Source organism: Paenibacillus sp. KS1 (assembly GCF_001680695.1).
GTDB lineage: Bacteria > Bacillota > Bacilli > Paenibacillales > Paenibacillaceae > Paenibacillus_B > Paenibacillus_B suaedae.
Map to the genome: position 1 here is coordinate 1 of NZ_MAIS01000017.1, position 24,136 is coordinate 24,136.

21 protein-coding genes and 1 pseudogene are annotated in these 24,136 nt (G+C 46.0%); 8 read left to right on the forward strand and 14 right to left on the reverse strand.

The window, feature by feature from the left end:
- The first annotated feature begins 324 nt into the window (after positions 1-324).
- The gene (locus BBG47_RS07915; RefSeq protein WP_065291292.1) at positions 325-1,263 is read left to right on the forward strand and encodes a hypothetical protein; all 939 of its coding nucleotides are present in this window, start codon (positions 325-327) and stop codon (positions 1,261-1,263) included.
- Positions 1,264-1,329: 66 nt separating this feature from the next.
- Positions 1,330-1,572, forward strand: coding sequence for an NHLP leader peptide family RiPP precursor (locus tag BBG47_RS07920; protein ID WP_021255329.1), 243 nt, complete (start codon positions 1,330-1,332; stop codon positions 1,570-1,572).
- 79 nt (positions 1,573-1,651) lie between these two features.
- On the opposite strand, the gene BBG47_RS07925 is transcribed toward BBG47_RS07920, so the two are convergent.
- A complete protein-coding gene (locus tag BBG47_RS07925) occupies positions 1,652-3,583 on the reverse strand; it encodes an ATP-binding protein (protein ID WP_065291293.1) in 1,932 nt (643 codons plus the stop codon).
- Positions 3,584-4,010: 427 nt separating this feature from the next.
- Between BBG47_RS07925 and BBG47_RS07930 the strand changes: the two genes are divergently transcribed.
- Positions 4,011-4,616, forward strand: coding sequence for a pentapeptide repeat-containing protein (locus tag BBG47_RS07930; RefSeq protein ID WP_065291294.1), 606 nt, complete (start codon positions 4,011-4,013; stop codon positions 4,614-4,616).
- 68 nt (positions 4,617-4,684) lie between these two features.
- Here the strand turns inward: BBG47_RS07930 and BBG47_RS07935 are convergent, their stop codons facing one another.
- Positions 4,685-5,833, reverse strand: a complete 1,149-nt coding sequence (locus BBG47_RS07935; RefSeq protein WP_254659780.1) for a phosphodiester glycosidase family protein — start codon at positions 5,831-5,833, stop codon at positions 4,685-4,687.
- A gap of 189 nt (positions 5,834-6,022) precedes the next feature.
- Positions 6,023-6,778 (reverse strand): acyl-[acyl-carrier-protein] thioesterase, encoded by a 756-nt coding sequence (locus tag BBG47_RS07940; RefSeq protein WP_065291295.1) that lies wholly within the window; start codon positions 6,776-6,778, stop codon positions 6,023-6,025.
- Between the two features lie 376 nt (positions 6,779-7,154).
- Here BBG47_RS07940 and BBG47_RS07945 point away from each other — a divergent pair, with 376 nt between their 5' ends.
- From BBG47_RS07945 to BBG47_RS07955, 3 genes are all read left to right on the forward strand, one after another.
- Entirely contained in the window at positions 7,155-7,880 is a 726-nt protein-coding gene (locus BBG47_RS07945) for a futalosine hydrolase (protein WP_083189157.1), read from the forward strand.
- A gap of 2 nt (positions 7,881-7,882) precedes the next feature.
- Positions 7,883-8,725 (forward strand): 1,4-dihydroxy-6-naphtoate synthase, encoded by an 843-nt coding sequence (locus BBG47_RS07950; protein WP_065291296.1) that lies wholly within the window; start codon positions 7,883-7,885, stop codon positions 8,723-8,725.
- 442 nt (positions 8,726-9,167) lie between these two features.
- Positions 9,168-10,379 carry an MFS transporter gene (locus BBG47_RS07955; RefSeq protein ID WP_065291297.1) on the forward strand — a complete coding sequence of 404 codons (1,212 nt, stop codon included), beginning with the start codon at positions 9,168-9,170 and terminating at the stop codon, positions 10,377-10,379.
- Positions 10,380-10,532: 153 nt separating this feature from the next.
- Here the strand turns inward: BBG47_RS07955 and BBG47_RS07960 are convergent, their stop codons facing one another.
- The 11 genes and pseudogenes from BBG47_RS07960 to BBG47_RS08010 all read right to left on the reverse strand — a co-directional run bounded on the left by BBG47_RS07960 (position 10,533) and on the right by BBG47_RS08010 (position 21,757).
- The gene (locus BBG47_RS07960; protein WP_065291298.1) at positions 10,533-11,825 is read right to left on the reverse strand and encodes a Gfo/Idh/MocA family protein; all 1,293 of its coding nucleotides are present in this window, start codon (positions 11,823-11,825) and stop codon (positions 10,533-10,535) included.
- Positions 11,826-12,121: 296 nt separating this feature from the next.
- The gene (locus BBG47_RS07965; RefSeq protein ID WP_021255338.1) at positions 12,122-13,024 is read right to left on the reverse strand and encodes an ABC transporter permease; all 903 of its coding nucleotides are present in this window, start codon (positions 13,022-13,024) and stop codon (positions 12,122-12,124) included.
- 13 nt (positions 13,025-13,037) lie between these two features.
- Positions 13,038-13,949 (reverse strand): ABC transporter permease subunit, encoded by a 912-nt coding sequence (locus BBG47_RS07970; protein WP_065291299.1) that lies wholly within the window; start codon positions 13,947-13,949, stop codon positions 13,038-13,040.
- A 259-nt stretch (positions 13,950-14,208) separates the two neighbouring features.
- Entirely contained in the window at positions 14,209-15,276 is a 1,068-nt protein-coding gene (locus BBG47_RS07975) for a sensor histidine kinase (RefSeq protein ID WP_139070691.1), read from the reverse strand.
- A complete protein-coding gene (locus BBG47_RS07980; protein ID WP_065291301.1) occupies positions 15,269-15,979 on the reverse strand; it encodes a response regulator transcription factor in 711 nt (236 codons plus the stop codon). The genes BBG47_RS07975 and BBG47_RS07980 overlap by 8 nt, the downstream gene beginning before the upstream one ends.
- A 125-nt stretch (positions 15,980-16,104) precedes the next feature.
- Entirely contained in the window at positions 16,105-16,683 is a 579-nt protein-coding gene (locus BBG47_RS07985) for a class I SAM-dependent methyltransferase (protein WP_175400500.1), read from the reverse strand.
- A 361-nt stretch (positions 16,684-17,044) separates the two neighbouring features.
- Complete coding sequence (locus BBG47_RS07990; RefSeq protein WP_065291302.1) at positions 17,045-17,920, reverse strand: radical SAM/SPASM domain-containing protein; 876 nt, start codon at positions 17,918-17,920, stop codon at positions 17,045-17,047.
- Positions 17,921-18,098: 178 nt separating this feature from the next.
- On the reverse strand, positions 18,099-18,725 hold the full coding sequence (locus BBG47_RS07995) for a hypothetical protein (RefSeq protein ID WP_139070692.1): 627 nt from the start codon (positions 18,723-18,725) through the stop codon (positions 18,099-18,101).
- Positions 18,726-18,883: 158 nt separating this feature from the next.
- On the reverse strand, positions 18,884-19,522 hold the full coding sequence (locus BBG47_RS08000; protein ID WP_065291304.1) for a DUF1349 domain-containing protein: 639 nt from the start codon (positions 19,520-19,522) through the stop codon (positions 18,884-18,886).
- A gap of 94 nt (positions 19,523-19,616) precedes the next feature.
- On the reverse strand, positions 19,617-20,081 hold the full coding sequence (locus BBG47_RS08005) for an OsmC family protein (RefSeq protein ID WP_021255349.1): 465 nt from the start codon (positions 20,079-20,081) through the stop codon (positions 19,617-19,619).
- Positions 20,082-20,232: 151 nt separating this feature from the next.
- Positions 20,233-21,757: pseudogene (locus BBG47_RS08010) on the reverse strand (ABC-F family ATP-binding cassette domain-containing protein).
- 660 nt (positions 21,758-22,417) lie between these two features.
- On the opposite strand from BBG47_RS08010, the gene BBG47_RS08015 reads away from it, so the two are divergent.
- The gene (locus BBG47_RS08015) at positions 22,418-22,858 is read left to right on the forward strand and encodes a helix-turn-helix transcriptional regulator (RefSeq protein WP_065291305.1); all 441 of its coding nucleotides are present in this window, start codon (positions 22,418-22,420) and stop codon (positions 22,856-22,858) included.
- On the forward strand, positions 22,855-24,036 hold the full coding sequence (locus BBG47_RS08020; protein WP_065291306.1) for a macrolide family glycosyltransferase: 1,182 nt from the start codon (positions 22,855-22,857) through the stop codon (positions 24,034-24,036). Before BBG47_RS08015 ends, BBG47_RS08020 begins: the two co-directional genes overlap by 4 nt.
- The last annotated feature ends 100 nt before the right edge of the window (positions 24,037-24,136 follow it).

Here is a 24,136-nt window from a genome sequence, read left to right on the forward strand (position 1 = left end):
CTTTAGACAGCCTTCTTTAGACAGACTTCTCCAGATGGACTTCTGCATGTAGTCAGCAATGTTCTTGTCGATTTAACCAATCTTCCTCTATACTGGTGGTAACTGACTTCAACTTCCTAGCTTCCTACTTCCTACTTCCTATTTCCTATTCAAGCTATCCTATCAACATCTGCATCTGTTTCGCACTCACACTTAGCTCTTATGCTTTCATTCTGCTACTATCCTACTCACGAACGCTACGCACGCCTACAAGTTTCTCATCATGTCCAAACATCATTCATACTTCAGAGTTGCAACATCAATCACATAGGAAGGAGGGATACTATGCATTGGTACGAACCGTTCCGCTCCGAGATTGAACAGGTCTTTCAAGATGCCGAGTGTATCATCGAGGCATTCCCAGCCCCGCTGAATGACGCAGGATTTCGCTATATAGAGAAATTCAATCCCAGTAACGATCGAAGCACAAATAATTATATATGCTACTGCCTCCCTTATTGGATGCAGGACATGACTGGACTCTCGACAGCGCATTGCCGCCGCCTGGCGCTTGCAAGCATATTCGGCATGCTCTATTACTTTATCCAAGATGATGTCATGGATAATGATTGCGATAATAAGGCCGAGCAGCTTGCCTTGGGTAATCTATGCTATATCGAATTGCTCGACATCTATAGACAGATGTTCCCTCCCCGGTCCCCGTTATGGGACAGCTTCAGGCAGTACACATGGGAGTGGGTTCATGGCGTCACAAGCGAGCGTGAGCAGGATGTATTTATGACGGATCGCCTCAAGGTCGCTCACAAGTCAGCCCTCGTCAAGCTGTCTAGTAGCGGCGCGCTCTTCTTAACGGGTATGGAGGATAAGCTCCCGCATGTAAACGAGGCCGTTGATACTGTGCTTGTTTGTTTGCAGATGACCGATGACTGGGCAGATTGGCAGACAGATCTACAAGATGGAAGCTATAATTGTCTGCTGGCGTGGATTCGTTCTATTCAACAGATTCCGACAGATAAACCACTTACCGAGGAACTCGTTCGACATGCCATTACCGTTTCCGACATCCTCGCTTCCTTTGGTCAAGAAGCTTTGAAACTTCAAGCCAAGCTGGATGGCATGCCGGAAGCGTCCCCTCAACTTGTAGAGTTCAACCGTTCACTAGCAAACATTCTTGTCGAAGAAGCCGACCATATTCGACAGCAGCGTGAAGTGCTGATGATGGGCGGATTGTCGTATTGGTTGTCGAATTCGGTAACAAAGTAGTAGTTCAGAAAACAGGCAAAGTGTTACATTATCTGTGTAGTTCATTCCATATACGGAGGGGTGCACATGGTAACTACGGAGCAACTTTTCAAAAATCAAATCATTCACAAGGCCTGGGAAGATCCTTCATTTAAGGAGCGCTTGCTCAAAGATCCGAAGGCTGCCATTAAAGAAGTGCTAGGCATTTCGATTCCTGACCATGTTGAACTAACGACTCAGGAAGAAACAAAAGATCGCTTCGTCCTCGTCATACCTCCAAATCCAGCAGAGACACTCCCTGCAGAAGGCGTTCGCCGTTTCGTCTGGTAAATAATCTCCCTCTAAAAAGGGGCTTTCCCTCGTCAGGCTATGACTTGTGGAATGCCCCTTCTCACTCTTGTATAATCGTCTAAGTACCACTATGAAGCGCAATAGGTGGCTGTTCCAGTGCAGAAGGAAAGCGCACTATCGCCTCTGTCCCTTTCCCCTTCTCACTGTGAAAATGGATGCTTCCCTGCATAACTTCAACGATGCGGAAGGTGACCATCAACCCTAGCCCAGTTCCCTTCGTCTTATTCGAAAAATAAGGCTCGCCAAGGCGTGCTATCTCCTCCTGATCCATCCCCACACCATCATCCTGAACACAGATCATGATACCCCCTCTTTCTTCATACCCTGCTATTCGGATCATACCGCCATCCTGCAGTGCTTCGATGCTATTCTTGATCAGATTGATAAATACTTGCTTGAACTTGGATGAGTTGCCGTAAATCAATAAATTTGACTCTACTTCCAATTCGATAACACCACCCTGCATATTTGCAAGCGGCATAAGTATCCCCTCAATCTGCCTAAGCTCCTCCCCAACATTAAGAATCACGACATCCTCGAGCTCCGGCTTCGCAAAAGTGAGGAAATCAGTAATAATTTCGGATGCGCGATCAAGCTCAGTTAATGCAAGCTTCACGTATTCCTTTTCTTTGTCATTCGAGTAATTCTTCATCAACTGAAGGAATCCTCTCGTTACCTGAAGCGGATTGCGCACCTCATGGGCTACAGAGGCTGCAAGTTCGCTGATGATGTGCATCTTTTCGGAATGCTGCAGCTTGCCGTTGTACATTTCAAGCTCCTTGGAATATTGAATAACCTGTTCATGCGTCGCAACGATTCTTCTGCCCATAATCATGATGAAGGCAATGATAAAGGCAATAACTCCCCATTTCCAAATGGTAAGTTCATACTGGCCAGAATGAAGCAGAAACCAAACTAATTCTCCTAATGTCACAATAGCAAAAACAGTAAAGCCAATTGCAAACAATATCGCGTCCACATTTTTTCGGATAGCGTATACGATAGAAAGCCCCGTCAGCAAGCACAATTGCCCGACAATTAGGACTGCATACACTTTGACGGTTATAAAGTAAAAAAAACCATAGAACTGATTATTAGATAGTATATTTATAAACAGGCACACAAGCATGAGTATAGAGTAAACAACTTGAAACTTCCTGATTTTCAATGTAATTGAGAATGGTCCGGGCCCAGTAATTTGCTCGAAATAATAAGTTAGTGCTGGGGAAAGGGCTTGCATGGCGATGTCAAATAAGATGACAGTCAGTTTCCCATATTCGCCGAAATAAGTATGAATAAACTTAGAGTTCGTAATCATGATAATACCAACAGCCATGATTACGATATTAAGAGATAACCAACTGGGCACGTCAATATTACGAAGGGAAAAGACGCAAATAAGCATTACAATGGAGATAAACACCAATGAACTACCTAGTAAAATATCTATGAGCCCTTGATTCGCATAATCTTGAATGATTTCTTGGTAATTGCCGATGATGATTGATTTCTGGATTCCAATTCGTTCTACCGTTGTAGCCGTATGGATATATACATGTTGACTATTAGAGGATGGTCTGATCGGCACAAGAATTTGATATACGTCAGATCCATAATCACGTGCAGAGTGGTACAGCTTTCTACCTTCATCCGAGTATACATCTACTTCAAATCCATATAACATACTTATGTATAACCCGGGTTGATCCCAATGCACAGGCGGGAGAGAAATTCGATACCATGCAGATTGGCTTCCTTGTGGCTTCAGGGGGACGCTTGATTGAAGATCAATTGTCTCCCATCCCTCTGTTCTCCTTACAATGTCCTTCCATGCACTTTGCTGCTTTTCCCATATTACATCCCATTGGGTTATCGTTATTTTAGTGGGTTCTGGTTGTGTGGATAATAGAGAAGGCGATGTTATAGCTCCAATAACCAATATAATGAGGCCTATGAAAATACCTCGCGTGAACCAGTTTTTAAATCCCATTTCACACCCCTGTATGTATTCAAGGATCATTCCATATCCAATATGGGCAATACTTCAACAAAAATATGTAAAATCCTGCTTAGAATCTGGAAATTGAACCATTTCTAATATGCATCTCCATAAAATATAATAATCTTCATGGATTTTGTTGAAAATACCTGTTCATGCTACTTCTGTGTCGATCTATGGCTGGGAAAAGACATAGAGAAAGTATATACAAACAATAGCGAGATGACTGTCGAAAAAAGAATGTCGAAATGTATTTTTTCATGGTTTTATCCGTTGAACCTATATTTACATGGATACGACCACACAATGATGTGTCCCCTCGTAATATTTGCATCATTGCATACAGGTAGATTTCCTTGTTACGATAACTACTGGAATAGATGAACGATATCGTATGAAATCTACAAAGGAGTATCCTATGACAACTTATATAGAAGAACAGTACGACGGCAACGACTTTAGCTATGTCAATTGGAGCGAGTCTGAGCTACGCAATTGCACGTTTACCTCCTGCCGCTTTCGAGGTGCACAACTGGATGGAGCAGTGACAACAAGCTGTCAATTTATTGACTGTGATTTCACAGGAGTCGTGCTCAATGGCTCTACACACACGCACAGCGCATTTACGAATTGCCGGTTCACAGGAGTGAATTTATTTGCGGCCAAATTTGCAGAATGCAAAATGGTAGGGACGGATTTCACCAATGTATTATGGGATGGCATAACGATTATCGGAGGAGATTGGTCGTATACGAATATGCGCCATGCGAACTTAACGAGGCAGAACTTGCGTGGTGTTCGCTTCATGGAGGCAGACCTGACTGAAAGCAAGCTGGAGAAGGCTGACTTACGGGATGCCGATCTAACCCGTACAAATCTCACCAAAACCAAATTGGCTGGTGCAGATTTGCGGGGTGCTGAGATGAACGGAGTGAACTTCAAAGCACTGGAACTTACCAAAGTCCGAATTGATATGATTCAAGCCGTTGCATTTGCTAGAGCATACGGAGCCAAGGTAGATTGATTCGTAGATAGAGTAACAGCCGCAGTCTGCTAATATAGCAATTTTGCGGCTGTTTTTCAGTACTTCTTTTATTTAAAAATGAGCAGCGCATTGCTAATGTTCCGCCCAGGGTATGTCATATATCTTCCATTGTAATAAAGGCCACTTGATGCTCCGCCATCCAAATTCATCGCCTGATAAGCGCCAGCCTGCTTCATCACTTTAGCAAGCTCTGGAATCGTAGCGCTGGATGTAGTCAAGATCATTAGCTTGTAGTCCTTTGTTATACCAACCGCACTGCGTATGCTGCTGTGCTTCAATATTTTCGGATCTTTAAAGCCTTCGCCCTTCAGATTAACGGTAATCTTGCCGTCTGTAATAAGACGCGGCCCTACCTGCAAAGCTCCGTACACATCCCCTTCTTGGAATCGATCTATGAACGATGGCCCCGGGATCATCTCTACTTGATTATCTTTCGTGAACAGAAGCACACTTCGTTTATCGCCAGAGCCGTTATGTATCATTTTTCCGTTTCTAACTACATAGCCATACGGGACTTTCACCTTCGAATTGGAATAAGCATCAAAGTAGCCCCCATTTATCGCAGCGATTGCATAATTACGCTTTGCCATATGCTTGAGGTTATCGACCGAGCCCTCTCCTCCGTAACCCACTCCTACGCCGAGACGTATATGAGGATGCAGCAGATTTATGGTCAGCATCGTGGTCGTCACCCGCTTGTTCCCGACCCTGAATGCTCGCCAGCTCTTCTCAATTGACGATGTTTGGTTGATCCGCTGCTTCGAGACAATAGGCAAGCGAACATGACTGTCCCCATTCCAAAAATGGACAAGCGATCCGTTCTTGTCCCATTCCATAGACAGGTTCATTGCTTCGCTGACGAACCGAACTGGAACATAAGTCGTCCCCCCTGCTCGGAATGGGGCTGCTTCCAACTCCGTATTCATTCCGTTGACATATGCCTGCGTTGTACCTAATGTCATCTCCAGATAATTATCGTCGCTTACCACCTCTATGCGCTTACTCGTAGGCTCCCATGTCACTTGATAGTGCAGCTTATCGCTCAAATAGCGTATCGGGACGTAAGTACGGTATGCCTTCGTATCCATAACCCCATATGAACTTGCATCTGCGTGAGCTTGCCCATGTGGTGTAATGAATGTAAAAGTTAAGGCTATCCCTAGAACTGCTGTCATTATTTTTTTCAATTTCTGCACTCTCCCAGGCGAAAAAATCCATTTTCAGGAATATAGTATCATATCATCCTTTTGAAGACGATGTCTTTTTTCGACAATAATGTCAATTAGCCGACGTAATCCGATCATCCTGACGATTAATGTCATTGTCACAGAGAAGAGGAGCGCAACGTTAGCGCTCCCCAATCCCCGGCACCATCTATCCAGCAGCTATTCTTCTCGATAAACAACTTCAGCATCGAACAACGTACTGCCATCCGAAGCTTGTCCACGAATAAAGCAGCGGCGATCATCTGCATGCAGCGCTTCACCAGTAGAACGGTATACATCTACTTGATCCCCGAGGATGATTTCCTTATGGTACGTAATTCGGAAGCGCGACACACCTCGTTCCAATTCCTCTTGCGTCATCGCATCCAAGCATATATCAGCAAATCTGGCATTATTCAAATGGCCGTTCATATCAATACTGCTCTGTCTTACGTGGAGGGTATAAGCAAGGAGAAGAGAGGATTCTTCTGGTATGGCAACCTTCTCAGGCATCTCCCCCACAGAATCCTCATTATTGACAGGAACATCATAAGGAAATGCGGATGCCCGAAGAATACGCCGCTTATTCAGATCAACAAGTGCCCATGTCGTACGGGATTGAGCAATTTGCTGATGCTCTGCATCGTAGACCACATAATCACGCAGCCATTGAACGCCTCTCGCTCCCTTATGCCATGTATCCAACTGAAGTACATCTCCGTACTTCGGCATTCTCATCAGTTCCAAATCCACGGTCAACAGCATCCAAGCCATGCCGCTGCCTACCAATTCGTCCATGGATACATCATGCGATGCAAGATGGGAATCACCTGCCCGCTGCATCCACTCCATTAATGTCGACAAGCGACAATCGCGCTTGTAATCACAGTTATCAGATGATACTTCATGTTGCTCACTCCAACGATTTGAGACCACTTCTAATCAACTCCTTCTGAACAATCATCTGCCTGCTTTTGAGTCCATCTATCTGCATCAGTCATTCCATGCCCAACAATATCATAACCGATATTGATCTGCTAAACCGCTGCTTCCACTGCGGAGACCTGTTCACGATCCTGAGCTCACTTGGTAATCGTAAATGCTTTTATTCATAAACCATCCTATGATATGTTAGTATAAACATAAGATAAGAAGCAAGCATAGATTATCCCCTTTACACAATAAATCCCCTCTTTACAGAAGTTGAGGAAGAAGATAATTTGAAGGAAGTAAATCGATATATAATTTTTCCGATGCGATAGACGGTGTGTGTGAAACGCTTGTCTTGTATCATAAAGGAGCGACCAACATGATGAAGGAAATGAAGGATGCCTCAGCAGCGGTTTCAACTGTCTTTAGTGCAGCTGAAGCCGCCGAACAGCCAACAGAGGGCCGCATTCTAATTGTGACTTCTGTCACAGCAGAGCGGGATGCCGTATTGCGCGGCCTTCAGCATCATCCTCAATATGACGTCATTCTCGGTGGCGTGGGTGTCGCAGCGGCCGCAGCCCGGACGGCTCGGAAGCTTGCAAATGAGGGTTCATCCAACTATCGGCTTGTCATCTGTGCCGGTATCGGCGGGGGATTTCCCGGACAAGCTGAGATTGGATCATTGGTCGTCGCAAGCGACATCATTGCCGCAGATTTAGGTGCGGAGACCCCAGAGGGATTCTCCAGTCTGGACGAGCTTGGCTTCGGCTCTGCTCGCATTCCTGTCGATGCTGGGCTTGTCGCTCAAGTAGCGACAGCACTGCAAGCAGCGAATCTGCCAGCACGTTCCGGCCCCATGCTCACGGTTGCAACCGTGACAGGCACAGCTGCAACCGCAGCCCAAATGGCAGAACGTGTGCCTGGAGCAGCCGTTGAAGCCATGGAAGGCTATGGCGTAGCAACCGCGGCGCTGGATTTCGGTCTGCCCGTACTGGAGCTACGCGCGATATCGAATGCCGTCGGCCCACGCAATCGTGCCGCTTGGCGGATTCAAGAAGCGCTGGATGCATTGGAAGCTGCCAGCGCAGTTTTAGTGGAGGTGCTGTAATCATGAAAATCGCCTATTCCCCATGTCCGAACGATACATTTGTCTTCCATGCTTGGGCGCATGGACTTATACCGGGTGCCCCGGAGTTAGATGTAACATATGCAGATATTGATATCACGAACCACCTTGCAGCGAGCGGCAACGGGTTAGATGTGCTCAAGATTTCATTCGCAGCATTGCCTTGGGTACTGTCTGAGTATGCCCTGCTGCCATGTGGGGGAGCGCTTGGCCGTGGCTGCGGACCGCTTGTATTGACGAAAGAATCGGCTTCGCCCCCAGCTGACCCATCCAGCTTGTCTGGCCGCCGTGTCGCAGTACCCAGTGAACGATCTACAGCCTATCTATTGTTCCGGTTGTGGGCTGCACAGAATGTGCCAGGCGGGGTCGGAGAGATTGTCGTCATGCCGTTCCATCAGATCATGCCGGCCGTTCGCGATGGCCACATTGATGCAGGGCTAGTTATTCATGAAGCTCGCTTCACATATCCGTCTTACGGTCTCACGATGCTTGCCGATCTGGGCAAGTGGTGGGAAGCGGATACCGGCCTGCCGATTCCACTCGGTGCCATAATCGCTCGCCGCACGCTTGATGTGAACGCAATCGCCGGCTGGGCACGCGCATCAGTCGAATATGCATGGGCTCACCCGGAAGCATCACGTGAATACGTCCTAGCTCATGCACAGGAGATGTCGCCTGAAGTAACGGATGCCCATATTAACCTGTACGTGAATGAATTTACTAGAAACTTAGGTGAAGACGGCTATGCTGCAGTCGAAGCACTGCTTGGCCGCGCAGCGAAGGAAGGTCTCGTGCCTGCTTTCGATTTAGCCGCACTTCGCTTGTAGTCTATAGTGTGATTCGCGAACGCTAGGTATACTATACCATTACGAAGTAGAGCGCCCGCAAATTACGCGGGCGCTCTCTTTGCTTCTTTCGCTGCCGACAGTGATAGACACTTGGCTGATATATCGCTAGGCGCCTACGGGAGACAGCAGATGAATAAGTTCAAGTTAGGAAGACAATCTGTCCCTTCTATATACGCCCCCCTATCCAGTTGTCGACTCTTCGATCATATGCCCATTATGAAAGGATATGCTGTCCATTCGGCATGTCACCGCATACGATACAGCGAGTTTGCATATGCAAACGTTGGAAGCTTTTCATAGGCGGGTCGTGTATAATAGTTTATTGCTAAAGTAAGTAGGCAAATAGAAACGAGATTCTAGGAACAACACACTCCGAAGGAATCGCTCTCTTGCTGAAAACAACTACAGGAGTGAAAGTCCAATGGAAACATGGAAGAAAAATTTATGGATTCTATGGTTTGGTACATTCATCGTCTCATCAAGCTTTTCCATGGTCGTCCCATTCCTGCCGCTCTTCTTGATTCAAATTGGTGTAAAGGATCATATTGAGCTGTGGTCAGGGATTTTGTTCAGCAGCGTATTTTTCGCTGGTGCCATTTCTTCTCCGTTCTGGGGAGCGATTGGCGACAAGTATGGACGCAAGCCAATGATTATCCGGGCCGGAATTGTACTATTCGTAACTTATATTATGCTAGCCTTCGTTACGAATCAGTACCAGCTATTAACGATCCGTATATTGCAAGGCCTGTTGACAGGGTTCATCCCTGGATCGATTGCCCTTGTTGGCACAAGCACACCTGAAAAAAAGGTCGGCTATGCCTTGTCGATGATGGCAACCGCCACTGCAACCGGTACAATAATGGGACCGCTCCTCGGCGGCATCTTATCGAAGCTGTTCGACAGCCGTCTGACGTTCGCATGTGCAGGCATCTTGTGTTTGATTGCAACATTGCTCGTCATCTTCTGGGTAAAAGAAGAGAACTTCGTTCCAACGAAGGATAGCAGTTCGATCGTCAATACCATTCGGATCGCATCCGTAAATCGTCCGTTCATGATCGTACTTCTGCTGTCCCTATTGACCCAATTCTCGGTCATGACGATAGAGCCTGTTCTCCCCCTCTACATTGTAGAAATCGGGCATTCAGCGAAGGACGCCTCATTAGTAGCGGGGTTCGTATTCTCTCTTGTTGGCATAGCTAGTATTCTGTTCGCAGCAAGATGGGGTAAGCTTGCCGACCGCATCGGCTTCCAGAAGGTCCTTCTTATCGGCCTGCTCGCGGGCGGTATCGGTACGCTCGCTCAAATTCCGTTTCAAAATATATGGTGGTTCTCGATTATCCGCTTTACATATGGCATCTTCTTCTGCGCTGTGTTCCCAGCATTGAACGGACTCGTGGTGCGGACAACAGACAGTGATTTCCGTGGACGCGCCTTCAGCTTGAATCAGACCGCGAATCAATTTGGCGGAATGCTCGGCCCACTCGTTGGGGGAGCGATTAGTGGTGTGTTCTCCATCCACATGGTATTTTGGGTCACGGGTATATTGCTGCTTGCAACGATGGGGTTGGCGTTCTGGACGCAGCGTGGTGACCGCGTTCCAGTGAAGGCCGCAGGAACAAGCAAAGAGTTGTAATCATGTAATCCTCAGAAATTACAGGTTTACGTTGCGGAAGACTTATGAAGAGGTTACAATCATCGTTCTACAATAACAAGGGGCTGCATCGAACGTAATTTTTACATACGTCGGTGAGCCCCTTCTCTTTTTTATCGAGTGATCGTTGGAACATTACCGCTCTGAACATGTACCTACCAAGGGCTTGCTGACTACCTGCTGGTAATATCGCGTCAGCTGCTGAATATCCATAGGCATTCCGTCATGCAATCGGGAGCGTTCCGCAGCGAACGCCATCATGTGGCTCTGCACGGAGCCGCGCAGCACAGCCGATAGGTCGCTCCTATTGTGTGGCTGCGACGATACGAGACGGCAAAATTCATGCATCATGACCGTACAGCCTTCGCGCCCCTCATCATGGACATGCATCTCTTGTGAAGTATCATGAACAAAATCATATACTATGAATGTCTGCTTCTCTAGGTTACCGCGTATTTCCCCGCTCGTTCCTGATATTTGCACCATTCGCGAGCTGTCATGCGTGAAGGCTGACAAGGTAAAGGATGCCGTAGCTCCGTTGCGAAATTCCATATTGACCACCTGATGATCGACGACATCATTGTCACATTGGAAGACACACCGCCCATAAGGCGTCTCACGAATCACATCCCGAATATGCTCATCTGTTGGATCCTTCGTAAAATGCAGCGCACGACGACGACCTTCTCCCAAGTAATATCTCAAATCTGCATAACAGCATTCATTAACGTGCGGACAGCCATCTGTACAATAGAGCGGCGCATCTGCCGGCTTATTCTCCCGCCTGAAATGGAACAGCGAGCCGAAGGACGTCAGCCGCCTGCAATCCTGCTGCATGAGCCACAGAATAATATCTAAATCATGACATGACTTCGCTAAAATCATCGGACTAGACTCGCTCGTCTTACTCCAATGGCCACGTACATAACTGTGGGCCATGTGGGCGAAGCCGATATTTTCACATAACTGAATATTCACGATCCTCCCAATGCTGCCTGCATCGATCACCTGCTTGATAGAGGACCAGAATGGTGTGTAGCGCAGCACATAGCATACAAGAACGATCCGGTTGCACCGTCTCGCAGCTGCCTCAATCTCGACGCATTCCTCAGGCGAAGGCGAGATCGGCTTCTCCAACAACACGTGATAGCCCTGCTCCAGTGCCATCATCGTCGCTTCGTAATGCATGCGATCCTGCGTGCAGATCATCACCGCATCCGCATAGCGTGCCCCTTGCAGTGCTTCCTTCCAATCCGAAAATACATATTCCGCCTGAATATGATGCTCGCGCGCGAACACCGCCCGCCTCTCCTCGTCCGGTTCGGCAACCGCGACAATTTCTAATTCCTCTGGGAATTGCAAAGCATGCTGTGCGTATACATCTGCTCCTCGCACCCCTGCTCCTAGCAAGATGGCCTTCACACTCATCTCTCCGGCACCCTCCATTAAGCAATCATCTCGTTGTGATTGGGATATTTTTCTTTGTCTATAATTCTATAATCTAAAGCAAATATCCAATCGGAGCAATGCATTTCCCCACTCTATTTATGAACATCGTATGTCATGAAGACATCCTGCTCTTCCTCTACGAAGAAGCTAAGCTTGCTATCCTTCTGCATAACGCCAAGCCAGATTTGTCTGTCTCCGCTCGATTCTCTGCCTGCTGGATTCTGTCTCTGTCGAACGTGATGATTTCAAAATTCGCATCGTAGTCTCTCTGTCTTCTATAAATAGGAGCCCATGCGGCGGTTGAAGTGGCGTCGTAGGCCCTCTCCCAATAGATTGAAGGTGAGCACCGTGAACAAAATAGCGAGCGCGGGATAAAATACGAAAGTGAACTTGCTTAAATAAATATCCGCGCGCGTCTCTGCAAGCAAGGACACCCAGTTGGTGCTTGTATTCAAAAATTTCATGGTGAAGTAATCAACCTCGGCCCAATTGTGCGTCAAGAAAATACTCAACACACCTAATTGTCCAATAAGCAGCATGACCTTGCCCAAATCAATGCAAAAATTAATGACGATCTCTGGTACGAGCGACGGCATATAATAATTTCGAACCAGGCGCCATCCACTTAATCCAAGCGACTCTCCTGCTTCTACAAATAATTCGTGCGAGATATGGTTCGCTTGCTGCTGCACAATATGTGCCACTCGCCCCACCTCAAGCAAAGCGAGAATTGGGATTACCCATAGAATACGATTGCTCGAATATTGGATGAACGGCATACTCAGTAATAGAATAGCTGAGAAAATAACAGGCAGAAACGTGAATATCTGATTCAAGCTTGTTACCAGCCAATGAGCAACTCCCTTCTGCTTATACGCGAGCACGCCTAATGGCACTGCAATTATATAGCGCAGCAGAGCAATGAAGAAGACGATATAGACCGTCTCCTTGGTTCCTACCACGAGCTTGCTTAAGTTGTCGACGCCTTTCTTATCCGAGCCAAGCCAGTTCAGATCCGAAGCTTTGTAGGGAGGCAGCATGAGCTTGCCCTGCTCTGACCATCTATGCTTTTCGGGTGTAAGCGACTTGTCTATGAACGGCAATTCTGGACCAAGGTACATCACAAATAAAACCAAGGCGAGCATTGCCCCACCGATCCATAGTGTGTAGTTTTTCAATGAGGACACTCCTTTATCTCGATGTCGGCGCAATGGAACGCTTGGCCAGCAAGGCAATCCACTGAACTAGCACCACCATAATCGTAAAACAGCAAGCAATTCCGATAATGACACCCGGCTCATAATTCACTCCCGATCCGAAGCTAGTATCATAATCAATCGCTTGGAACAAACGGTGAGCTGCACCAGGATAACTCATTAAGTATTCGACCATTAGTAAATTAGACAGGGTGTATCCGAACAAGGAAGGCAGGTGGGATAAAATCGTTCCCATACTATTGCGGCCAACGTGCTTGTACAAAATCATTCGCTGCGCCACTCCCTTCGCTTTGGCAACCTGAATGTACATCTGTCCTTCCTGCGCCGCAATTGCAGCGCTCGTAATTCGTGCAATATACATAGCCGGATATACGGATACAAGTACAGATGGAATGAGGAAGGCATACCATTCTTTTTGCTCAAAGAAATGAATAAACGGCATGTATCGAATAACAAACCATTGAATGAGCAGCACGACCATGAAGTCGGGCACCGATTGAAACAACCAAGTCGTTCCGTTCCCGATCACATTCCACTTCGACTTGGACAGCTTATAGTCAACAATCCCTTTCAACAAGCCCAATATAAAACTTAATAGAAAGCCAATCACAATAATAGTTAGGCTGTTCCCCATCACTGTCAGCACCTCAGAACCTACAGCTTCCCCGTAACGAGTTACGCCTAAGGTATTGTCAACAAAGATACCGCGTATAAATCCTGTGATGTTCTCGGCATACTGCGACCAGCTGAAATGATACTTCGCTGTCATCTTGTAGCCTTCCATGCCGATGTCCAGCTTGCGTGGAAATAGGACAACGAGCATTATCATGATCAATGCAAAAAAGCTGAGGCATAGTGACTTCACCATATGCAGTACTAGATTCATAATTTCCTCCTGAGTGATTCTCTCGCGATCCATATGCTAGTGATACCATATCATTCCTGCAATGTGAAGACGATGCAATTCTTTTATGGTTATTTTATCCATCAAATAGATTGCTTCTATGATTGTTGCTTGCTTGGGTGATCATCTTCCCCTTCACATCATAAAAAAGCACATTCCCAAATGAACTGGAAATGTACTCTCTTCTACTAGTTCTATTCTATTGACCTCATGGTATAGGGGGGGCCAGACTTATTCATTGTTACTGTTCGTCCAGCGGGAGCTCCAGACGGAACGTGAATTTCCCCTCCTCATGCGTCATGCTGAGCTGACCACGATGCAGTCTTGCAATATGATAGGCAATAGATAGGCCGAGACCCGCCCCGGGGCTATCGTGTTGATCGTTACGAGAGGCTTCCGCCTTATAGAACCGCTCGAACAATCGCTGCTCCTGTTCCTTCGTAATAGGCTGCCCCCAGTTCTCTATTTCCAGCCATACTGTATCATTCTGCTCCCAGAGCCGCACCGTAATTTCTCCGGGCCTTACTGAGAACTTGTACGCATTCATTAGCAAGTTATCCATTGCTCGAACAAGCAGCTCTGCATCTGCCATTATCATTATCGCACGTTGGGAGGCATGGACAAGCCGAATCGTGAGCGACGCCTCTCTTGCCAACGGTTCAAATTCAACAAGCAATTGGCGCAACAGTCCGCTCAAATCAAGACGAGAGCGCTCGGTCTCCACTCGATTGTCAGCTAGTCTTGTATATTCGAACAAATCATTGATCAGCTGGCTAAGCTGTTCTGTCTTCCGGCATGCATTGTGAAGGTAGCGCAGCTGCTCTTCCTTGCTTGCTGCCTCCTCTTGTTGCAACAAGTTCAAGTATCCAATCAGACTCGTCAGCGGTGTGCGTAAATCATGCGAGACATTTGTAATAAGCTCCATCTTCATCTGCTCGGTAAGACGCTCCTTCTCTATCATCCGCTGCAACTGTTCCGCCATATGGTTAATAGAATCTGCGATAATACCGAGTTCATCCTGTCTATCCAAGGTTACACGGGATTGCAGATCCCCCTCGGCAATAGACATAATCCCCTCTGTCAATCTCTTCAAATCTCGTAGTAAACCGCGTGTAAAGAGAAAGAAGTATGCAAGGTATAGAAATAGAAACACTAATGGACTGACACCGTGACCTATTAAATAGGACGATACCGTATCCATGAGCGCCATTGTAATAAAGGTACAAAACAAACTGAGAAGCGCAAACCAGAACAAACGTCCTCGGATGTTATGCTTCCCATGCAGCATCGACCATATCCTTCTACTCAATCCGATACCCCACTCCCCATACGGTCTTAATATATTGAGGCTCTCTAGGATTCTCTTCGATTTTTTCTCGAATATTGCGGATGTGCACCATCACCGTATTGTCTGTGATAAATTTGTCTTCCTTCCAGACCAGTTCAATAAGCTTATCAATGCTGAATACATGTCCCCGCCGCCGTGCCAGCCGCTCCAATATCGAGAATTCAGTAGGGGTGAGCAGCACTTCCTTCCCTCGGACAATAACGAGATGCCGTTCCGGATATATGCATAAATCCTTTATTTCGATAAACGTTTCATCTGAAATCGGGGGCACCTGCATGATGCGTTCTTCTTGTCCCGCGAAGGATTGTCTGCGCAATTGAGCCTTTACCCTCGCCAGAAGCTCCATCGGATGAAATGGCTTGGCGATATAATCATCCGCGCCTGTATGAAGTCCCGTGATCTTATCCAGACTCTCTCCTTTGGCGGAGAGCATGATAATCGGCACCTTCGTATGTTGACGAATAGCCATGCATGCCTGCATACCATCCATATTCGGCATCATCACGTCAAGAATTATAAGATCAATGGTTTCTTGCTGTATCAGCTCCAATGCTTGAACTCCATCTACTGCCTCGAACACGGTATAGCCTTCATTGTGCAAGTAAATGCGGAGCACATCTCGTATGTCCGTATCATCATCTGTTACTAATATCCGTTGACTCATCCCATCCTTACTCTCCTTTCTGTAGAGCAAGTATATAGCTTAAGAGAAGTGTATGAACAATCCAATTAAAAAAGAAATGATATTCAACTGCTAAAGGGATCGAGAGTCGAAGGCCGAATACCCGATTACTGTAACCCGCTCCCTTTCCGGCATACATATACAAAGGCTGGTGGAACATTCAGAAACACAAAATGAATATTCTCGATATCAAAATAGCGAGCCAAATGCGGCTTCATTTGTTGAGAGTATTGAAAGGCAACGAATAAACCTCCCGGCTTAAGCGATGCGAAAATTTCCTCGATCAGATGATCACGCAACTGTTGCGGAAAGTTGAAGAATGGCAGCCCGCTCAGCACACAATCCAACTGCTCCCTACTTTCATCCCCCAATATCTTGCCTAGCTCACCAGCATCCGGATAAGCAGCGTATTCGGGATAGTTATCCTGCAAACGCGCCAGCAACAATGGATCCTTCTCGAACAAGATCACTCTGGCCGTATCCCGCTTAACCGTATCGATAAATCTGGTAATGGCCCCTGTTCCCGCGCCTAATTCGGCAACATGCTGCACCTCTTGCCAGTCCACAGCATCCATCATGCGCTGCGCGAGAAATCGTGAGCTTGGCGTAATGCTCCCTATCTGTTTGGGCGTTCGAAAAAATGTATTTAAGAACAGTAGCTTTTCCCGAAACATGTTCACACTCATTTGACGTCTCCCTTTCGCTCGTAACCTTGGTTGTTATTATCATATCCAACATGTCTTGGGATCATAGGGAGTTTGCTCTGAATGAGTTCTTAATGAGTTCTGAAGAATTTCTGAAGGGATAGATTCCGCGGATAAAAAATCTCCTGTTGTTTATATATCAACATTTTACAACCTGGAAACATTTTGATAAACCCTTGAAATATATTCCTCCTTAATTAGAGCATCGCAACAATACTAAAACAAATAAGCCCTTATCACCCTCGCGAGGATGGTAAGGACTTCAACTTTCAACTTATTTCGAGAGAAGGGCATGAACTTCCTACCTTCATGCGCTGCTGTCGCTCAGATTTATATCATTCAGCTATGTGCCGAACCGCTTGCGATACCCGCACTTGCGGCACAGCTCCTCCACAGCTTCTCTGCGGGAGAATCCGTAGAACAAGTTGTTCGCTCGCTCGCTTTCTACAATATCCGAGAATGAGTCACGGTTCACATTGCCGAGATTAATAACCCCTTCGCCATCCAAGCAGCACGGTACAACGGTTCCGTCCACGAGTATCGCAGCTTGGGAACGAAGCGCATGGCAGAAGCCTTTGCCCTCATCCTCCGGAGCGCTCAAGCTTGGCCATTCAAATTCATGGTCTTGATTCAAATAAACACGATCCGCAATCTTAACACCGCTGCCCGGAACGATCTTCTCTTCAATTCGATAGTCCAAATTGAATTCTTTTTCAATAATTTCAAGCGTCTCGCGGTTGCGATTACGCTCCATGTTCGTTTTATTATCCTGCGTCAAATTCCATAGTCGGAACGAGAAGATAACCTTATGCTCTTCAGCTTCACGCACGAACTCCAAAATATCAGCAAGATACTTATCACGGTTCTCCGAGCCAATATGACCATCGAAGCTATGAAGCGAGAAGTTCATCTGACGCAACGCTGGCTTGCCCAGCAGCTTATGCTTGTTCTTGCGTATAAGTGTACCGTTCGTTGTAATGTTGACCTTGAAGCCCTTCTCATGGGCTGCATCTAATAATTCATCGATCTTCGGATGGAGCAAGGGCTCCCCTTTGACATGCAAATAAATATGATTCGTATGCGGCTTAATCTCATCTAGAATATGATTGAATGCATCCAGCTTCATGAAGTTTGCCTTGCGTTCTGTCGGCGGACAGAACGTACAAGCCAAGTTGCATACACTGGTCAGCTCTATATATACTTTTTTGAACGTTTTCAAGATTGTTCCCCATTCTATTGTAGTAGTTCCGTACTGTCCTCACCCTCTACTATGCACGAAAACGTCCCTGCATTCAACTTAATCTGGGGCGGAACATACAGGAACTAGTACGGCAGAGCAGAATTCCATCACCGAAAACGATGGATTGTAGCGAAGAATAGGGGGTAACGTACACACGTCACATGTGAATATCGATTGCTTGATGGGTTGATCGGAGTGCATCCTGTTGTCGATCTTGAGGTATATCATTAATTAGTTCTTCCGTAGTTGGATTGCCTTCGTTCCCTTTAACAGCTTGATTGATCTCATCTATGGAGCTTCCGATTTTCTCATCTACAGCAGAGATTTTCGCTTGTACTGCAGCTCCCTGTTCATTCTTCTTCTTAATGACTGTTCGTTCTGCATTCTCATGCATAGAAGCTTTGCCTGAATCCCCCGCACCATCGTCTTCATGCTTCAATCTATCCTGCTTTACTTCTGAATGTATAGTTGCTGCTTCACGATTTAATTTGCTGCGGACACTCGTTATTTTTCCAAGGTTGTTATAGAGGGTGTGGGCTGTCAGAAGATGATCGATGGAGGGATCCGTGGTCATTGAGGTTCCTGTTTTCGTCTGGTTAGATGTTGGTTGATTTGATGCAGAATCCGACTTGCGCTCCTCTTGCTCCAACTTCGATTTCACTTCTGCAATTTTTTCGTTGAGCAGGTTCTTCTGTTTCATTAGAGACTGTATCTCCGTATCTCTTGTGGAGTTAGGCATCATTCGATACGTATTACTGCTAGGCGCCCTTTGAATGGTGTTCATACAACCAGCTCCTTATGGTGGGTATTTTTGGGAGATTATATCTGTTATATCGGCTTTGAAATGGCTTTGGTTAAGAGCTGCTGCATTTATTTCTACTTTTCGCATTATCAAAAAAGAGGCCCTTCAAGAGGACCTCGTCTTCACCATTCGTTTATGATTTACTTATACACTTGAGTTCGATCATCGGAGAGTTCTTCAATCGTTATGTAATCAAAATGCGCCTCATACCCTTCACCTTGCGGACTGCATGCATAGATGCCCACTTGAATGGGCTTCGACTCCTGCTCGAACAAATGTGTCATGCGAAGCTGCTTCCAAGCGGAACCATCCAGCGAGTAATCGACATAAAAGTCGTTGCCAATTCGGGAAATACGGAAGTAGACCGGAGCATCCCCATTATCCACTTCTTGTGTCGACCAATCGGAATACCCATGGTTCGTGACGACTGCGCCGAGCTTATTGCTGGCATCCGGAATATATTCTATTGATGTTTTGAGCCAAGTGTCCGGCGAGTATCTAACCATTAAGCCCGCTTGGTCATAACGGTGGACAGGATAGGAATATACCTTGGTCGTCAGCCTAAAGTTCCCCTCAATTTCTGTGTATAGAAAATGTCCGTTATCGACTTCAAAGCCATAATGTGTCTTTTTCCAGTAATCGGTTTCTTTGGCGGTGCGAACAATGAGTTTTGCAGATTCTTGATTGATCTCCCACGCTCGAGGCGGCGAGTACCACATCAAGTTCGTGTTCAATTGTTCATGTTCAAAATTTTCATGCAGTCGAATTGAATTGCTCATCTGAATTGCCTCCATGTCGTAGTCTCTATTCCATCATAGGTGGAATCATCCCTACTGTACAGGGCGCAATTAAGATTACGGTGCATCTCCTACGTTATGAAGTGACCTGCGGAGAGTCCTGTTCCAAAATAATGCCATTCAATACAAGTCGAACAGGAGCACTAATCGTATCCCCAACCGGACATGTACGCTCAATGAACTGCACGAATTGTTCGATCTGCTCATAGGAAGCATTGCTCTTCACATGGATGTTGTAGCGAATTTCAGAATAGCCTCGGCGCACGTCAGATTTGTTCATGAAGCCATCTGTATCCAAATCCCCCTCAAGCTCCACCCAAAATTGCTCCAGCTGAATATTGAATTTACGGGCATATGCTCTTGCCACGATGGACTGGCAGGCGCCTAACGCACACAGTACGACTTCAACCGGATTCATTGCCGTATCCGTACCGCCCAGCGATTTCGGCTCGTCAATCGTAATCTCGAAATTCCGTGATCTCGCCTTTACAACCATTCCCTCTTGCAGATGTGCAGAAGCAGTAAATGTTTCAAGTGGCATTCATATAACCTCGCCTTCCTATTTTAACCAACATTATATCACAGTTAAAAAATATGAATAGTAAGAATGTTCTCTTGCTTCCAAGAAAAGAAGGGAGACCGCAGCTTTCTGCAATCTCCCTACAATGGTCAAGCCGCAAACGAAGCATCCTTTATTTCAATGACCACACCTGTGTAACCCAATCTGCATAAAAGTCGGGCTCATGAGATACCAGCAGCACTGAACCAGTGTAGCTGCGCAGTGCCTCTATAAGGGCCTCCTTCGCCCGAGTATCCAAGTGATTCGTCGGTTCATCCAACACGAGCACATTGCTGTCCGTCAGCATCAATTCGCATAATCGTACCTTAGCCTGCTCTCCGCCGCTTAGCGAGCTGAGCGGCTGCCGAATATGCTCCTCCGTCAACCCAGTCATCGCAAGCAGCTTGCGTATCTGCTGATGTGTCATGTCTGTACGGAATGCGCATAATTGATCAAGCGCGGAATCGTCGGATACGAACAGCTCTTGGGCAAAATAAGCGACCTTCACCCGCTCTCCTTGACGAACATTGCCATGCAATGGGGGTAATTCTCCAAGCAGCGTCTTAAGCAGCGTTGTCTTGCCAACCCCATTATGACCGACAATCGCAATCTTCTCTCCTCGTTTCATCAACAGATTCAGAGGCGAGCATAGCGGCTTCGCATAGCCGATTTGCAGCTGTTCAGCCCTCATAATTCTACCTTCAGGCTCCACATGAACTTGGAAGGAAAATCGCGGCTTCGCACCCGAAGTTGGGCGATCAATCCGCGTCATGCGTTCGAGCATCTTCTCGCGGCTCTTGGCCTGCTTCGCCTTGCGAATCTTATTTTTCTGGACAAAATCTTCAAGTCGGGCAATTTCCTTCTGTTGTCGGCTGTACGCTTCGTGCTGCTGCAAATTATTAAGCTCGTATGCGCTGCGGAATGCCTCATAGTTGCCTACATAACGCTTAATATTCTGGTGTTCGACGTGGAAGATCGACGTGGCAATTTCATTTAAGAAAGAATTATCATGGGAAATGACCAAGAAGGCTTGCTTATACCCCTTTAAATAGCCCTTCAGCCAATCAATGTGCACCTCATCCAAATAGTTCGTCGGTTCATCCAGCAGGAGAACATGGGTCTCTTTCCAAGAGCAATCTTCCTAGAAGCAGCTTCGTGCGTTGACCTCCGCTCAGCTTCTCGACATCTCGATCCAGACCAATATCAAGCAGCCCTAAGCCTGCGGCGATCTGTTCCAGCTTTACTTCAATCTCATAAAATCCTGAATGCTCCAGTCGATGCTGAAGCTCCCCATACTTGGCAAGCCATAACTCCAGATTGTCAGCATCTTCGGCCATTTTGTGTGCCAGCTCCATCAAGTTCTGTTCCATGGCATAGAGGTGGCCAAATGCCCCGCGCAAATAATCGAGCACGGTCATCCCAGGCTGCAGATCAATATGCTGCTGCAAATAACCTACCTTCACATGAGGCAGCCACTCCACCTTCCCTGCATCCGGCAATAGCTCACCGGACAGGATGCGCAGCAATGTTGACTTGCCCGCTCCGTTGCTGCCTACAATTCCGGTATGCTCCCCCGGTAGCAAGCGAAAGCTAATATCGAGAAATACTCGTTTATCTCCATAAAAATGGGTTACTTCTTCTACAGATAACATACTCATGTCATTCTCTCCTTTGCATGTGCGTAAATGATGCTCAACGCCAAGCGAGAGAACAGCTTCATAAAGAAAGTATTTGCTTGTGTGTATGAAAAAAAGGGCAAGGCGAACGAATCGCCTTGCCCTATACAAATAGCCCATAATAGGTAGTTCAATTTATCCTTAGTGCTGCTGACCAATACGAACAGACCGTGTCTGTTGGTTCCGCTTGGTTCTGCACCCAAAGTTCATGAACGCGTACTTGTATATGAAAAAAGGAATCGGTTCTTTATCCACTGTTCTTCGATTGGCGTTAAGCTAAAAATGGGCAGACTTCTCCCGTCTTAAGCCAATTTCCGTTGAAGAACAGTTGACAATACCGCCATCCCCTTTCTAATCCTCATCATAAAATGGTATTACGAGGAAAATGATACACGATCATAGCTTGTCCTGTCAAGAATATGCAATACCGCCGTTCATTACTGTATTGATTTGGTATGATATCGATGCGGGAGTGTTGGATATGCCGCATTCTTGGACGGGTTTGTACCTTAGGTTCATTTGGTTCGCAAAATCGGATTGTATGAATGCTTTGCCACAATTCTTAACATAAAATGTTGCGAATTGTTGATAGATTTCCACCTTGGTTCTTCTATATATTTAACGTATATGGAGATGAAAAATATGATTGGTATGAATATTCGTATGTTGCGTAAAAAGCATAAATTCAGTCAGGAGCAATTAGCTGAGAAGGTAAACGTATCACGACAGACCGTAGCAAAGTGGGAAAACGGGGATGCCTTGCCCGATATTTTTAAATGCAAGATACTCGCTGAACTTTTTCAAGTAACCCTGGATCAATTATCCCGTGATATGAGTGAAGAAGCGGCGAATCAGCTCGCTCCCAAGGGGAAGCAGTTCTTTGGTGTTGTGAAGGTAGGAGATCGGGGACAGATTGTAATTCCCAAACAGGCACGCGAAATGTATCAGATACAAGCTGGTGATAAGCTGATTGTCTTGGGGGAAGATGCGACAAAAGGGATTGCCCTCTTAAAAAGCAATCATTTCATGGAATTTGTAGAGATGATCCAAAAAGCGGAGCGGGAGGTAGATGAATCAGAATGAGCAAAATTGTATTTTTTTCGATACCCGCACATGGTCATACTAATCCAACCATTCCGGTGGTTGCCGAATTAGTCAATAGAGGCCATCAAGTTTGGTACTATTCCTTTCTAGAATTTCAGGGGAAAATAGAAGGTGCTGGTGCTGCATTCATTGCTTGTGATGAGTTCTTGCCCCAGCTTTCACAAAAGGAATTGGATCGCAAGGTTGGCAAAGATTTTACAGCATTAATTGAGATGGTTGCCGATACGACCATTGCTTTGGATGAGGAGGTATGTCAGGAATTAAGGGAAATTCAGCCGGATTGTATTGTATCTGACTCTATATGCTTTTGGGGAAAATTATTTGCTAAAAAACTAGAAATTCCATATGTTTGTTCGACTACTACCTTTGCTTTTAATCAGTACACCGCGAAACTGATGAAGCGTGGTTTCATCGATGTATGGAGGATGATCGTGGGTTTGCCCCGAATGAACAGAAAAATTCAGTTGTTAAAGAATCATGGGTATGAAATTGAGAATGTTGTATCGATTGTTCAAAATAATAATGAAACAGACACCATTGTCTATACCTCGAAAGAATTCCAGCCGATGGCGGATACCTTTTCTGAGCGATATGCTTTTGTCGGACCATCCATCAGACAGTCTCCGCCGATACAGATTAATAAAAAAGATAGAAAACTAATCTACATTTCACTTGGGACTATACTGAATCAAAATCAAGATTTTTACCAAAACATGATCCAGGCATTTGCAGATACGGACTATGATGTTGTGATGTCGGTTGGTGAAAAAACGGAGATTTCTTCTCTTGGCAATTTACCAGGGAATTTCACAGTGAAAAATGTCGTAGATCAAATATCGGTATTGCAAACAGCCGATGTATTTATTACCCATTGTGGCATGAATAGTGTGAATGAAAGCCTGTATTTTGGAGTTCCAATGGTTTTATTTCCGCAACATAGCGAACAAGGATTAGTGGCTGATCGGGTTGCTCAACTGGGTGCAGGTTTAAAGTTGAAAGGAAAGAAGCCAAAATATTTGGCAGCAGCGGTATCTGAGGTGTTGACGAATCGGACATATCAGGAAAATGCGCAAAAACTGTCAGAAACATTTCAGAATGCTGGTGGTGCAGTAGAAGCGGCCAATGTGATTTTAACTAAAATTCGAGCGAAGTCTTAGTGGTATCTGATAATTTCGTATTGAACTATATACAAAAAACATAAAGAACTCCCGCGGTATAGATATCACGGGAGTTTGTCTTCAATCTAACTGAATCCAA

Bases quoted from the DNA above. Each gene is read 5' to 3' on its own strand.
- BBG47_RS07925 (WP_065291293.1), bottom strand. From the start codon at position 3,583: ATGGGATTTAAAAACTGGTTCACGCGAGGTATTTTCATAGGCCTCATT.
- BBG47_RS07960 (WP_065291298.1), bottom strand. From the start codon at position 11,825: ATGAGTGTGAAGGCCATCTTGCTAGGAGCAGGGGTGCGAGGAGCAGAT.
- BBG47_RS07985 (WP_175400500.1), bottom strand. From the start codon at position 16,683: ATGAGTGTGAACATGTTTCGGGAAAAGCTACTGTTCTTAAATACATTT.
- BBG47_RS08005 (WP_021255349.1), bottom strand. From the start codon at position 20,081: ATGCCACTTGAAACATTTACTGCTTCTGCACATCTGCAAGAGGGAATG.
- BBG47_RS07950 (WP_065291296.1), top strand. From the start codon at position 7,883: ATGAAAATCGCCTATTCCCCATGTCCGAACGATACATTTGTCTTCCAT.
- BBG47_RS07980 (WP_065291301.1), bottom strand. From the start codon at position 15,979: ATGAGTCAACGGATATTAGTAACAGATGATGATACGGACATACGAGAT.
- BBG47_RS07945 (WP_083189157.1), top strand. From the start codon at position 7,155: ATGAAGGAAATGAAGGATGCCTCAGCAGCGGTTTCAACTGTCTTTAGT.
- BBG47_RS08020 (WP_065291306.1), top strand. From the start codon at position 22,855: ATGAGCAAAATTGTATTTTTTTCGATACCCGCACATGGTCATACTAAT.
- BBG47_RS07995 (WP_139070692.1), bottom strand. From the start codon at position 18,725: ATGAACACCATTCAAAGGGCGCCTAGCAGTAATACGTATCGAATGATG.
- BBG47_RS08000 (WP_065291304.1), bottom strand. From the start codon at position 19,522: ATGAGCAATTCAATTCGACTGCATGAAAATTTTGAACATGAACAATTG.
- BBG47_RS07920 (WP_021255329.1), top strand. From the start codon at position 1,330: ATGGTAACTACGGAGCAACTTTTCAAAAATCAAATCATTCACAAGGCC.
- BBG47_RS07955 (WP_065291297.1), top strand. From the start codon at position 9,168: ATGGAAACATGGAAGAAAAATTTATGGATTCTATGGTTTGGTACATTC.
- BBG47_RS07970 (WP_065291299.1), bottom strand. From the start codon at position 13,949: ATGAATCTAGTACTGCATATGGTGAAGTCACTATGCCTCAGCTTTTTT.
- BBG47_RS07930 (WP_065291294.1), top strand. From the start codon at position 4,011: ATGACAACTTATATAGAAGAACAGTACGACGGCAACGACTTTAGCTAT.
- BBG47_RS08015 (WP_065291305.1), top strand. From the start codon at position 22,418: ATGATTGGTATGAATATTCGTATGTTGCGTAAAAAGCATAAATTCAGT.
- BBG47_RS07915 (WP_065291292.1), top strand. From the start codon at position 325: ATGCATTGGTACGAACCGTTCCGCTCCGAGATTGAACAGGTCTTTCAA.